General features: G+C 56.9%; 12 protein-coding genes. 3 read left to right on the forward strand and 9 right to left on the reverse strand.

Going from position 1 to position 13,410, the window contains the following annotated elements; genetic code table 11:
- Positions 1 to 265 precede the first annotated feature (265 nt).
- The gene (locus G6Q29_RS06670) at positions 266 to 1,150 is read left to right on the forward strand and encodes a nucleoside-specific channel-forming protein Tsx (protein ID WP_032610182.1); all 885 of its coding nucleotides are present in this window, start codon (positions 266 to 268) and stop codon (positions 1,148 to 1,150) included.
- 120 nt (positions 1,151 to 1,270) lie between these two features.
- Here the strand turns inward: G6Q29_RS06670 and G6Q29_RS06675 are convergent, their stop codons facing one another.
- The 7 genes from G6Q29_RS06675 to queA all read right to left on the reverse strand — a co-directional run bounded on the left by G6Q29_RS06675 (position 1,271) and on the right by queA (position 7,934).
- Complete coding sequence (locus G6Q29_RS06675; RefSeq protein ID WP_165464999.1) at positions 1,271 to 1,951, reverse strand: helix-turn-helix transcriptional regulator; 681 nt, start codon at positions 1,949 to 1,951, stop codon at positions 1,271 to 1,273.
- 10 nt (positions 1,952 to 1,961) lie between these two features.
- Complete coding sequence (locus tag G6Q29_RS06680; protein WP_165465000.1) at positions 1,962 to 2,327, reverse strand: VOC family protein; 366 nt, start codon at positions 2,325 to 2,327, stop codon at positions 1,962 to 1,964.
- Between the two features lie 143 nt (positions 2,328 to 2,470).
- Positions 2,471 to 3,442 (reverse strand): protein translocase subunit SecF, encoded by a 972-nt coding sequence (gene secF / locus G6Q29_RS06685; RefSeq protein WP_003859105.1) that lies wholly within the window; start codon positions 3,440 to 3,442, stop codon positions 2,471 to 2,473.
- Between the two features lie 10 nt (positions 3,443 to 3,452).
- Positions 3,453 to 5,300: a protein translocase subunit SecD gene (gene secD, locus G6Q29_RS06690; RefSeq protein WP_003859106.1), complete on the reverse strand. Its 1,848-nt coding sequence runs from the start codon at positions 5,298 to 5,300 to the stop codon at positions 3,453 to 3,455.
- Between the two features lie 27 nt (positions 5,301 to 5,327).
- Positions 5,328 to 5,660 (reverse strand): preprotein translocase subunit YajC, encoded by a 333-nt coding sequence (yajC, locus tag G6Q29_RS06695; RefSeq protein WP_003859109.1) that lies wholly within the window; start codon positions 5,658 to 5,660, stop codon positions 5,328 to 5,330.
- Positions 5,661 to 5,682: 22 nt separating this feature from the next.
- Entirely contained in the window at positions 5,683 to 6,810 is a 1,128-nt protein-coding gene (tgt, locus tag G6Q29_RS06700) for a tRNA guanosine(34) transglycosylase Tgt (protein WP_023334687.1), read from the reverse strand.
- 53 nt (positions 6,811 to 6,863) lie between these two features.
- Positions 6,864 to 7,934 carry a tRNA preQ1(34) S-adenosylmethionine ribosyltransferase-isomerase QueA gene (gene queA, locus G6Q29_RS06705; protein WP_165465001.1) on the reverse strand — a complete coding sequence of 357 codons (1,071 nt, stop codon included), beginning with the start codon at positions 7,932 to 7,934 and terminating at the stop codon, positions 6,864 to 6,866.
- A gap of 92 nt (positions 7,935 to 8,026) precedes the next feature.
- Here queA and acpH point away from each other — a divergent pair, with 92 nt between their 5' ends.
- Positions 8,027 to 8,608 (forward strand): ACP phosphodiesterase, encoded by a 582-nt coding sequence (gene acpH / locus G6Q29_RS06710; RefSeq protein ID WP_165465002.1) that lies wholly within the window; start codon positions 8,027 to 8,029, stop codon positions 8,606 to 8,608.
- A gap of 127 nt (positions 8,609 to 8,735) precedes the next feature.
- Entirely contained in the window at positions 8,736 to 9,338 is a 603-nt protein-coding gene (locus tag G6Q29_RS06715; RefSeq protein ID WP_003859113.1) for a peroxiredoxin C, read from the forward strand.
- A gap of 49 nt (positions 9,339 to 9,387) precedes the next feature.
- On the opposite strand, the gene G6Q29_RS06720 is transcribed toward G6Q29_RS06715, so the two are convergent.
- Together G6Q29_RS06720 and G6Q29_RS06725 are read right to left on the reverse strand one after the other, a co-directional pair.
- Positions 9,388 to 10,767, reverse strand: a complete 1,380-nt coding sequence (locus G6Q29_RS06720; RefSeq protein ID WP_165465003.1) for a DUF3999 domain-containing protein — start codon at positions 10,765 to 10,767, stop codon at positions 9,388 to 9,390.
- Positions 10,764 to 13,373 carry a DUF2339 domain-containing protein gene (locus tag G6Q29_RS06725; protein WP_165465004.1) on the reverse strand — a complete coding sequence of 870 codons (2,610 nt, stop codon included), beginning with the start codon at positions 13,371 to 13,373 and terminating at the stop codon, positions 10,764 to 10,766. The genes G6Q29_RS06720 and G6Q29_RS06725 overlap by 4 nt, the downstream gene beginning before the upstream one ends.
- Between the last annotated feature and the right edge of the window lie 37 nt (positions 13,374 to 13,410).

Raw genomic sequence — 13,410 nt, forward strand, 5'->3', positions numbered from 1 at the left:
GCCCTTCTAGCGGAGTGAAATGTCACTCCGCTAACATTTACATTTCGTATGGATTGGCAACATAAATGATTGCCGCTACAATCCCGCCCGTCTAAAGTACGCAAACGTGAACGCAATCGATTACGTATGTGAGAGATATGTGAAACAACACATATTTTTGTGAGCAAGGATTCCTATAATAGGCTCCGCAGAAACACGAAATATTTAGAAACGCAATTCGCGCATTTTTCACTCCCGGAAGGGAATTTCAATCAGTGGCATGATTATGAAAAAAACATTACTCGCAGCCGGTGCAGTGCTGGCACTCTCCTCCTCTTTCACTGTTAACGCAGCGGAAAACGACAAACCACAATACCTCTCCGACTGGTGGCACCAGAGCGTTAACGTAGTAGGCAGCTATCACACTCGTTTCGGGCCGCAGATCCGTAACGATACTTACCTCGAGTACGAAGCGTTCGCTAAAAAAGACTGGTTTGATTTCTACGGTTACATGGATGCACCGGTATTCTTCGGCGGTAACACCGATGCGAAAGGTATCTGGAACCACGGTTCCCCACTGTTTATGGAGATCGAACCGCGCTTCTCCATCGACAAACTGACCGGTACCAGCCTGGCGTTTGGTCCGTTCAAAGAGTGGTATTTCGCTAACAACTATATCTACGACATGGGCCGCAATAAATCTGGTCGTCAGAGCACCTGGTATATGGGTCTGGGTACAGACATTGAGACCGGCCTGCCGATGAGCCTGTCCATGAACGTCTACGCAAAATACCAGTGGCAGAACTACGGCGCCGCGAACGAGAACGAGTGGGACGGCTACCGTTTCAAAGTGAAATACTTCGTGCCAATTACCCAGCTGTGGGGCGGCAACCTGAGCTACATCGGCTTCACCAACTTTGACTGGGGTTCAGACCTGGGCGACAACGACTTCCGCGATCTGAACGGCAGAAAAGCGCGCACCAACGACTCCATCGCGTCCAGCCACATCCTGGCGCTGAACTACGATCACTGGCACTACTCTGTTGTTGCGCGTTACTGGCACAACGGTGGCCAGTGGAACGACGACGCCAGCCTGAACTTCGGCAACGGTGACTTCAGCGTCCGTTCTACCGGTTGGGGTGGTTACCTGGTCGTGGGTTACAACTTCTAATCTGTGCGGGATTGTGCGGGCTGATGCCCTCATTCTGCCTCTCTCACACGGGGAGAGGGAACAAATACTAAAAACGGCAACACTCGTTGCCGTTTTGCTTTTACCTCGCCGCCCGGCTTTTTACTGCTTCACCTTCCGCAAAAAATCCGCCAGAGACCTGTCCGCACTTTCGCTAAAGCGTCTTTCTTTCAGCGTAATATGCAAACATCTGTCGAGCCGGAAGCAGCGGTAGTCATCGCGCCGTTCGCACCACGCCGCCAGCAGCCAGTGCTCTCCCCAGAAAAACAGCCCCAGCGGCTGAACCTCTCGCCAGGTTAGCTGCCCCGCTTCATCGCGATAGTGCAGCGCCAGCACGCGCTGAGCGGAAATGGCCTGATGTATTACATCAAAGCCGCTGCGGGAGTGCTGCCCAGGTGCAATATCCGGCGCGTAAATCCGCGTCTGTTCAGCTTTGTGGCGACTCTCTTCCGGCAGGATCGCCAGCACCTTCTCCTGGGCTGACTCCAGCTCGCGCGACAGCGACTCCCCGCCCCAGGTTTTGAGCAGACGGATCGCCACCATCAGCGCCTCGGACTCTTTGTTGGTCAGCATCAGCGGCGGTAAATCAAAGCCCGACATTAGCCGATATCCACTTCCCGCCTCGCCTTCCACCGGCACGCTGGAAAGCGACAGATCGCGAATATCGCGGTACACCGTACGCTCGGATACGCCAAGCCTTTCCGCCAGATGCGCTGCCGTGGTCAGACGCCGGCCCCGCAGGATCTGCACAATCTGAAACAAACGGTCAGCGCGTCGGGTCATCGGTTTACTCTCATAGCGGTTGATGGAGGCCGACGCGATTACCTTCGCTGTCGGTAAACAGGGCTATAGTGCCAATGCCCTGCGGCAGTTCCAGCGGGCCAAACACGCATTCGCCGCCCGCAGAAGCGATACGATCGAGCGTGGCCGTCAGATTGTCAGTATTCAGGTAAATAATAGCGCCCTGCGAAGACGGTGTAACGCCGTCAAATTTAGCCAGCGCGCCGCCGATGGCCGGATCCTCATACGGGAAAACCGCCAGCTCAGCCACGTCCATCTTCTCGCGACGCAGCGTGACCTGCATCACCGGCTCGTAAAATTTAATGGCGCGATCCATATTTGAGACCGGAATTTCAAACCAGTTAATGACACTTTTCATACGTCCTCCTGCCTGTTGTTAGGTTTCAGAAGGAGTCTACGACAGGCCTCCTGACAGCATACTGTCAGGAGTGTTAGTCAGATGCAGACCAAAAAAAATCCCGGCCTGGTGGCCGGGATTTCGGTACTGCGTAAAACAGTGTCTTACGGAAGAATAGACGGCTGATCCGCCCCTTCTTTCTCGACTTTCTGCTGGATCAGATGCTCGCGCTTCATGCCCAGCTTCAGCGCCAGCGCGGACGCGACGTAGATGGACGACGCCGTACCGATAGAGACACCGATCAGCATGGTCAGCGAGAAGCCTTCCAGAACCGGACCACCGAACAGGAACAGCATCAGGATCACCATCAGGGTAGTACCGGAGGTGATCAAGGTACGGTGCAGCGTCTGGGTCAACGACACGTTAAAAATTTCGTACGGCGTGCCGCGACGGATCTTACGGAAGTTTTCACGGATACGGTCAGATACCACGATACTGTCGTTCAGTGAGTAACCGATAACCGACATCAGGGATGCCACGATCGTCAGGTCAATCTCAATGTGGAAGAGAGACAGTATGCCCATGGTGATCACCACGTCGTGCGCCAGGGCGATAACCACGCCTGCCGCCAGTCGCCACTCAAAGCGGAAACCGACGTAAATCAGGATCGAGATCAGCGCCACCAGCAGCGCCATCGCACCGGTCTGGGCCAGATCTGCACCCACGCTTGGCCCGACGAACTCAATACGCTTAACCGTTGCATCCTGGCTGGTCGTTTCGTTAATAACCTGGACGACCTTGCTGCCCAACTCCTGGCTGCCGTTGGCATCGTGTACCGGCGGCATACGCACCATGATGTCGCGGCTGCTGCCGAAGTTCTGGAGCAGCGGCTCTTCAAAGCCCGCCTTTTGCAGAGACTCGCGCATCTGGTCCATATCGACCGGTTTTTCCAGGGTAATTTCGATCACCGTACCACCGGTGAAATCCAGACCCCAGTTAAAGCCTTTCACGCCCATAATGACGATGGACAAGATCAGCAGAAAACCTGAAATGCCGAAGGCCCAGTAGTCCCAGCGCATAAAGTCCCAGACTTTACGGCCGTGGTTCAATTGTTCAACAGTATATTCCTGTGCCACAACGCACTCCTCAGATAGACAGCTTTTTGACGCGCTTGCCGCCGTACAGCAGGTTCACGATGGCACGGGTGCCGACAATAGCGGTAAACATCGACGTTGCGACACCGATACCGGTAGTAATCGCAAAGCCTTTGATCGCGCCAGTACCCACTGCATACAGGATAAGAACCTTAATCAGTGTTGTTACGTTCGCATCGAAGATGGAGCTGAACGCCCCTTTGTAGCCTTCTTCAATCGCCTGCTGTACAGAACGACCGTTGCTCAGCTCTTCTTTAATACGTTCGTTTATCAGTACGTTGGCGTCGACCGCCACCGCAAGGGTTAGAACGATACCCGCGATACCTGGCATGGTTAGCGTCGCCCCCGGCAGCAGGGACATGATACCGATGATCAGCACCAGGTTGGCAATCAGCGCGGAGGTCGCAATCAGACCAAACTTCTTATAGAAGAAGATCATGAAGATGATGGACACCGCCAGACCGGCCAGACACGCTTCCAGACCCTGTTTGATGTTCTGCATCCCCAGGGTTGGGCCGATGGTACGTTCTTCAACGATCTGAATTGGCGCAATCAGCGCACCGGCACGCAGCAACAGAGAGAGCTGACGCGCTTCGTTCGGGTTGCTGATACCGGTAATACGGAAGCTGTTACCCAGACGAGACTGGATGTTGGCGATGTTGATCACCTCTTCCTCTTTCACCAGCACCGCGCGGCCGTTGGCGTCTTTCTTACCGCTGTCTTTGTACTCCACGAACAGGGTCGCCATCGGCTTACCGATGTTGTCCTTGGTGAAGTTAGACATGATGTTGCCACCTGCGCTATCCAGCGAGATGTTAACCTGCGGCTGGTTGTACTCATCCTGGCTTGAAGTAGAGTCGGTGATATGGTCACCGGTCAGGATCACGCGTTTGTACAGCACAACCGGCTGGCCTTCGCGGGTCTGTTTCACTTCGGAATCGCCAGGCACTCGGCCTGAGGCCGCAGCAGCCTGATCGACGTTGGAATTCACCAGACGGAACTCCAGGGTCGCCGTCGCGCCCAGAATCTCCTTCGCACGCGCGGTATCCTGAATACCCGGCAGTTCAACCACGATACGGTCAGCACCCTGACGCTGCACCAGTGGCTCTGCCACGCCCAGCTGGTTTACACGGTTACGCAGAATGTTGATGTTCTGCTGAACGGCGTACTCACGCGCTTCACTCAGACGCGCGTCGGTCATGACCGCACGCAGCTGGTTGCTGCCCTGAGAGGTGATCACCAGATCGCGGTGACGCTGAGACAGATAGGTCACAGCCTGATCGCGTGCCGCGCTGTCGCGGAACGTGATGCTCATGCCGTAGTTATCTTCTTTGCGTACGGTGGTGTACGGAATGCCCTTATCGCGCAGATCGCTGCGCAGGCTGTCGATATTTTGTTCCTGTAGCTTGCCGAGCGCGGTATCCATATCCACTTCCATCAGGAAGTGAACACCACCACGCAGGTCAAGACCCAGTTTCATTGGCTCTGCGTTCAGCGCAGCCAGCCAGCGCGGGGTTGCAGGAGCAAGGTTAAGCGCCACGACGTATTTATCACCCAGCACGCCCATCAGCGCTTCACGTGCGCGGAGCTGCGTGTCGGTGGTGTCGAAGCGAGCAAGAATTGCGCCCTCTTCCAGTGCCACAGACTTAGCGGTAATTTTTTCTTCTTGTAACGTTTTCTGGACCTGGATCAGCGTTTGCTCACTGGCGGCGACACCGCGCGCGCCAGTGATTTGAACGGCCGGATCCTCACCATACAGGTTGGGAAGCGCGTACAGCAGGCCGACGATAATCACGACGACCAGCATGATGTACTTCCACAAAGGATAACGGTTTAACACGGCAGTTCCCTTTGGGAAAAGTTGGGATTACAGCGCCTTCATGGTGCCTTTCGGCAGAACGGCAGCTACGAAGTCACGTTTGATAACCACTTCAGTGGTGTCGTTGAGGGCGATAGCAATGTAGCCGTTTTCCGCTACTTTGGTTACGCGACCCACCAGGCCACCATTGGTCAGGACTTCATCGCCTTTCGCGATGGAGTTCATCAGGTTTTTGTGCTCTTTAGTACGCTTCTGCTGTGGACGCAGGATCATGAAGTAGAAAATCAGACCGAACACAACCAGCATCAGAATCAGAGACATCGGGCTGCCCTGCGCTGGTGCACCTGTTGCTGCTACCGCATCAGAAATAAAAAAGCTCATTCAAATTCCCTCATTATTAAAATTAATCAACGTTCAACGGTGGAACATCCCGCCCCTGACGTTGGTAGAAATCGGTCACGAAGCTCTCTAATTTACCCTCTTCGATAGCCTTACGTAAACCAGCCATTAAGCGCTGATAATAACGAAGATTATGAATGGTATTGAGACGCGCGCCCAAAATCTCATTGCAACGATCGAGATGATGCAGGTACGCGCGAGAATAATTGCGACAGGTATAGCAATCGCACTCAGAATCGAGCGGGCTGGTGTCACTCTTATGCTTCGCGTTACGGATTTTCACCACGCCATCGGTAACGAACAAATGACCGTTACGCGCGTTTCGGGTTGGCATAACGCAGTCGAACATATCAATGCCGCGACGTACGCCTTCCACCAGATCTTCTGGTTTACCCACACCCATCAGGTATCGTGGTTTATCCGCCGGGATTTGCGGGCAGACATGCTCCAGAATACGGTGCATATCTTCCTTCGGCTCACCCACAGCCAAACCGCCGACAGCGTAGCCATCAAAGCCTATCTCTACCAGACCTTTGACCGAGATATCGCGTAAATCTTCGTAAACGCTGCCCTGGATAATGCCGAACAGCGCATTTTTGTTTTGCAGGGAGTCAAAACGGTCGCGGCTACGCTTCGCCCAACGCAGGGACATCTCCATGGAACGCTTGGCGTAGTCCCAGTCCGCCGGATATGGCGTACATTCGTCGAAGATCATCACGATATCGGAGCCGAGATCGTACTGAATCTCCATGGATTTTTCCGGATCGAGGAAGATTGGATCGCCGTTGATCGGGTTACGGAAGTGCACGCCCTCCTCGGTGATTTTACGGATATCGCCCAGGCTGAAGACCTGGAAACCGCCGGAGTCGGTGAGGATCGGGCCTTTCCACTGCATGAAATCGTGCAGATCGCCGTGGAGCTTCATGATCTCCTGACCCGGACGCAGCCACAGGTGGAAGGTGTTACCGAGGATAATCTGTGCGCCAGTGGCTTCAACTTCTTCCGGCGTCATTCCTTTTACGGTGCCGTAGGTGCCCACAGGCATAAACGCGGGGGTTTCTACCACGCCGCGATCAAACACCAGTCGACCGCGACGCGCGCGGCCATCGGTGGTATCGAGTTCAAATTTCATTTTTTCTCCGACGTCAGAAAAACAGTCCAACGTTGTAACACGGTGCCGCGGACTTATTCCCCGACACGCTCATTCAAAGCCTGCGGATTGTACGTGATAAACATCGCGTCACCGTAGCTAAAAAAGCGATATTTTTGTTCTACCGCAGACTTGTAGGCCGTCATCGTGTGCTGATAACCCGCGAAGGCCGACACCAGCATAATTAATGTTGATTCAGGCAGATGGAAATTGGTTACCAGCGCATCAATCACTTTGTACTGATAGCCTGGGTAGATAAAGATTTGGGTATCGCCAAAGAACGGCTCGATAAGATCGGTTTTTGCCGCCTGCGCCGCGCTCTCAAGGGAACGCACGGAGGTTGTCCCGACCGCCACAACGCGGCTTCCGCGCGCTTTCGCTGCCAGCACCGCGTCAACCACCTCCTGCGGCACTTCGGCATACTCGGAGTGCATGATGTGATCTTCAATGCTGTCTACACGTACCGGCTGGAACGTCCCCGCGCCAACGTGCAGCGTGACGAATGCCATCTCAATGCCTTTTGCGCGCAGCTTTTCCAGCAGCGGTTCATCAAAGTGCAGGCCCGCCGTCGGTGCCGCGACCGCGCCAGGCTTCTGGCTGTAGACGGTCTGGTACAGCTCACGGTCAGACTCTTCATCCGGGCGCTCAATGTACGGCGGCAGCGGCATATGGCCGATGGCGTTGAGGATATCCAGCACCGTGCGCTCGTCGTTGAATTCCACTTCAAACAGCGCGTCGTGACGCGCGGTCATGGTCGCTTTGATGCTCTCGTCATCCCCCAGCAGCAGCTCAGCGCCCGGCTTCGGCGCTTTGGATGCGCGAATATGTGCCAGAATACGTTTATCATCGAGCATACGTTCGACAAGCACTTCAATCTTGCCGCCGCTGGCTTTACGGCCAAACAGACGCGCCGGGATCACGCGGGTATTGTTAAAGACCAGCAGATCGCCAGGGTTGAGCTTGTCGAGCAGATCGGTGAAAGTACCGTGCGTCAGCGCGCCCGTCGGCCCGTCCAGTGACAGTAAACGGCAGCTACTGCGCTCAGGCATGGGGTAGTGAGCAATCAGGGATTCAGGTAGTTCAAAGGAGAAATCGGCGACGCGCATGACGTATACTCGTGACTTAAAAACAGGCGGCATAGTCTAGTGCTCACACCCTTTTGCTGCAACAACTAGCCGCCACCGGACAACGAAAACGCATGAATTTTCTCGCTCACCTGCATCTCGCTCACCTCGCGGACAGCTCCCTCTCCGGCAATTTGCTGGCCGATTTTGTACGCGGCAACCCCGCGGAAGAGTATTCCCCTGACGTTGTCGACGGGATTTTTATGCACCGCCGCATCGACGTGCTGACCGATAACCTGCCGGAAGTGACGGAAGCCAAAGCCTGGTTCCGCCCCGAAACGCGACGCGTGGCGCCGATCACGCTCGACGTCATGTGGGATCATTTCCTGTCGCGCCACTGGTCCCGGCTGTCGCCTGATATGTCGCTGCCTGAGTTTGTGCGCTACGCCCACGCGCAGGTGTCGATCATTTTGCCGGACTCCCCGCCGCGCTTTGTGAATCTGAATAACTATCTCTGGTCTGAACGCTGGCTGGAGCGATACCGCGAGATGGATTTCATTCAGAACGTCCTGAACGGCATGGCGAGCCGTCGACCGCGTCTGGACGCGCTGCGCAACTCATGGCATGACCTGGATGAACATTACGATGCGCTGGAAACCCGCTTCTGGCAGTTCTACCCGCGAATGATGACGCAGGCGAAAAATAAAGAACTGTGAAGTCGGTTCGATTGATAGGTAAAAGCTGGTGGAACGATTGTTACCACCTCTTTGTCTTATTCCCGTACTGCCTCTATACTGGCCCGCGTTGCGTTCCAAATAACCTTAGTATCTACAGGAGAATCATATGGTTCTGGTAACTCGTCCGGCTCCGGATTTTACAGCTGCCGCGGTTCTGGGCAACGGTGAAATCGTTGAAAACTTCAACTTTAAACAGCACACCAACGGTAAAGCGACCGTTCTGTTCTTCTGGCCAATGGACTTCACCTTCGTTTGCCCGTCTGAGCTGATCGCGTTCGACAAACGTTACGAAGAATTCCAGAAGCGTGGCGTGGAAGTGGTTGGCGTCTCCTTCGACTCTGAATTTGTACACAACGCATGGCGTAACACCCCTGTCGAAAACGGCGGCATCGGTGCGGTGAAATACGCGATGGTTGCGGACATTAAACGCGAAATCCAGCAGGCTTACGGTATCGAACATCCGGACGCTGGCGTTGCACTGCGTGGCTCTTTCCTGATCGACGCAAACGGCATCGTTCGTCACCAGGTTGTGAACGATCTGCCGCTGGGTCGTAACATCGACGAAATGCTGCGCATGGTTGACGCGCTCCAGTTCCACGAAGAGCACGGTGAAGTGTGCCCGGCTCAGTGGGAAAAAGGTAAAGAAGGTATGGCTGCTTCCCCAGACGGCGTGGCTAAATACCTGTCTGAGAACGTATCCAGCCTGTAATCGGCACGGTTTACGAAAAAACCCGCGAATACGCGGGTTTTTTTATGGCTTATGCTGCGCCGTCTTTTTTTACCTCGCGCCAGATGCGCCATGCCATACCCGCTAGTACCATCACCCCCGCGATCAGTACGCCCCACACCAACAGCGTTTTCATTCTGTTTTCCTGTTCAGCCGCAGACGTTGCGGTTAAACGCGCCTCGCCGCCCAGCGGGACAGGTTCCAGCGTATCCGCCATCGGCAGGGCTGCCAGATCGTAGGTTTTACGCAGTTCGGTCGGGATCAGCATATCCGTCTCCACGCTCGCCGGTTTCGCGGCCCCGTTCCCCCAGGCGAGCAGGTACGGCCCTTTCCCCTGCGCGTTAAACACCAGATCATAGCGCACGCGTTGCCCGGTTACGCCAGGCAGGTTCTCAGGCAAACGCGCATTGAGGGTCTTGATTTTTACCGCCTCGACCAGCCCGCCCGGGAGCGGTACAGGTTCAGACGTTTTGCCGCCGAGCTGGTAGATCACCTCTTTTTTCAGCGTATGCCACCGCTCCTTGTCCGCCCCCCGCCAGGCTATTTCTGCCGGGAGCACGCCGTCCCCATTCAGCATGAAGCCGATAGCACTCAGAGGCTGCGGATGCTTCCAGCGCCACACGGCTTCGCTTTCGGATAACCGCTCCCCCTCTCCCGCCAGGCTAATGTGCTCAGATTCCGGCTGTACAGGCGCGTTAATCGCGTTGACGCCGGTTAACGTCAGGGCAGAACGTCCCGTGTTCAGCACCAGGAGCAGATAGCGATTCGCCTCAGGAGATAACACCAGATCGGTATCGATGAGGTCAAGCTTCAGGCGATCCTGTCCACTTACCACGTCCAGCAGGGGCATCTCTTCGCGCAGGGTATACCAGTTTTTCAGATCCTCGCTGTAATAGACCGAGGCTGTCCCCTGCCACGAGCCGTGCGGCGTCTCCCAGTTTAACTGAAGCTGAGAGAGCGGAACCTCCGTCGCGTTTTCCGGCAGGGTCAACAGATAGTGCTGTCCGGCAGCCGCCGCGTGTTGCCCTTCCAGCACAATTTCCACGCCGTTTCTGGCCCGTAGCATAATTTTATCGCCGTTCCCCTCTGCCCCGCCCGGCGAGGCGTTAAGCGCAAAGAGGCGCAGCGCCGTGGTGGTCGTTGCCGGCTGCGGACGCGTCGTGGTAACCAGGCTGAACGGTACCGGCTCGCCCGACTGATTAAACACGCGCACGTCGCGCAGATCGGGCGATGTGCTCTGTTGATAAACCGCCAGCGGCAGCATGACCCGATACCACGGCGAAGAGGCAGAGGTATCAAGGGACAGGCCATAGGCATAATCCCGCGGGGATTCCGCCTGCGCGCCCTCGCTGAATGCCGGACCGGCCACGGCCAGCAGTGCCGCACAAACAACCGCGTTCATCCATTTCATTTTTCTTCTCCTGCTTTAGGCGGTAGCGGCGAGAAATAGCCCACAATCAGGACCAGAATCGCCACGCCGATAAACGCGACGGCGCGCGCCAGGCCACCACCGCCCGCGCTGTCCACCAGCATCAGTTTGAGCATCACCACGCCCAGCAGCACCGCACCGCCAAGCCACTCATGGCGGGAAGCCCGACGGGTGGCACGGATCATGATTACCAACGCGCAGAACATCCAGAACAGGGCAAAGGTGGTCTGGATAAGCCGCGAGTGCCACAACGACTCTATAGTCCAGGCCACCTCGCCGTACCACGCCAGCGCGCGAAGCAGCGTGCCGTTAAGCCACCAAAAACCCAGGGCCATCAGCACAACGGCGGGCCACGGGCGGGACTGCGCAAGCGATGCCGGATAGTAGCGATCCACTGCCCGATAAAACACCACCAGCCCCAGCAGCGCGAACGCCGCGCCTTCCTCAAGCGGGTTCACCAGCGGCAGCCAGGTCAGTTGATAGACCACACCGTCCTGGAAATTGGTCACGACCAGCAATACCACCAGCGCCACAACCACAGGGATCGCGGCAAGGCAGGCGTAGAGCGCAGGCCATACCCGGAAGGGCCACCCGCGACGCCGTACGGCCGCGGAGAGCGCCATAATCACTCCACCGCCGACAGCCATCGCAATGCCGCTTCCCCAGGCCGCCATGCCCCACGGCAGAGAACGGGCAAACCAGTAAAGTTCGGCGGCTATGGGGAGTAAAATCATCCACACCAGCGACAGATGCAGCCCCATTGAGATACGCGGCAGACGTTTATTTTCGTCGCGCCGCAGCAGCATCAGGGCGGCAGGCAGCGCGATAGCCCAGGCCAGATTTGCCCAACCGGCAGCCAGGATCTGCTGTTGCCAGACCTGATACAACACCATCAGCAGCATCACCGGCCACAGCAGCCATTTGCTGGCATCCAGCTCCCGCCATGCCAGACGAACGGCAGCCTGCCGCCATCCCCAGGCCGACGCCGCCGTCAGCGCCAGCACGCCTGCCAGAACCGATAACGCCTGCTTCAGGAACAGCTGCGAAGCGCCCAGCAGCGCCACTAACCAGAACAGCAGCCCACCGGCCAGCAATGCCCAACTGCCCGGCAGCGCGATTTTCTGCCACAGCCAGGCCGCAGCCAGCCAGCAAAGACTCAGCACTGCGAAAATAAGCAGCAGGCTCAGCGCGGTGACGCCGTCCATCTGCGCCCATATCGCGCTACCGAGCGCCAGCACCAGCAGCGCCGTGCCGCTATAGCTCATGCGCCGCTGCTGCTGTTGCACGCCCAGCCAGAGAATACCCAGCCCTTCCAGCGCCCAGGCCATCGCCGTCCAGCGCGCTGAAAGCGCCAGCGGAATGGCAAGCGTGGCAAATCCGCCGCCGATCGCCAGCGCCGCCATAACCAGTGGCCGTCCGACAGACGGATAGCGTCGCAGCGCGAGAAACGCCAGGGAGAGATAAAACGCACCATAGCCCAGCGCGCTGAGCGCCGGGCCGTACGTCCAGTGAGACGTCATGCCGTACTGCATCCCAAAACCAATCAGCGGCGGAGCAAACAGCAGTACGCCGTCAATAATCTGTTTGCCTTTTTCCTGCGCCCGCAGCGACATCGCCACGCTAAACACGCCAAAAATAAGCGTATTGGCAATCAGGAACAGCTGACAAATCACATAGTCTTCCGGCTGGTAGTCGCTCAGCCCCCACACCCCGCCAACGCCAAACGTGAAGAGCAGCCCGAGCAGGTTGAGCTCGCGCCAGTGCTGCCAGATGCTGATGACGAGAATGCCGATGGATAACAGGAGATAGAAGGAGAACAGCGCCACAAAGCTACCGCCCCCGGTAGAGAGGAGCAGCGGCGCAAGATACCCGCCGAGGCTCGCCAGCATGGCAAGGCTCAGCGCCTTTTGCAGCACGGCCAGTCCGACGCTTGTCGCGCAAATCACCACCAGCAGCGCAAACGCCAGCGTCATCGGCAGCATCTGCCACAGCCGGAATGCGCCAAACACGGTCAGATAAAGCACGCCGGTCGCCCCGCCCTGGAGGATCAGCGCGTAGATCCGCTGCCTGTGCCGCAGCCGCCATCCAACGGCCAGCAGCACCATGGCAAACAGGGCCGTGGCCGCCAGGCGAAGCTCAAGCGGAAACAATGAATGTTCAACGGTATAGCGCAGCAGGAAAGAGAGGCCGAGGAAGAGCAGTACAATCCCCAGTTTTGCCAGCGGATTGCCCTGCATAAACCAGCGCGTCAGCGAGGACAGGATGCCGCCAAAGGCGGAAGGCCGTTTTGCCGTCGGTACAGGCGCTGGTTCTGCTTCAGTGACGGGCGGTTCGGGACGCCAGGGATCGACAGGTGCGGTAACGGCTTCTGGCACCGGCACTGGCGTCTCCAGCGGCGCGGCGGTCTGCACCGGCTCCAACGCTTTCTCAGTGACGCCGCACTGCTCAAGCGCCTCAATGCGCTGGCGAAGCCGGGCGATCTCCTGCCGCGCCTCCGTGCTTCGATTAAACCCTATAACCGCCAGCACGGGTGCAACCACCAACGCAAAAACCAGGAACAAACAGCCAAGGATGTAAAGCTCGTCCATGTTTTCACCTTCACCGTAAACGATCCGTTAAGATTGA

The organism is Enterobacter cloacae (assembly GCF_011078175.1).
Classification (GTDB): Bacteria; Pseudomonadota; Gammaproteobacteria; order Enterobacterales; family Enterobacteriaceae; genus Enterobacter; species Enterobacter cloacae_Q.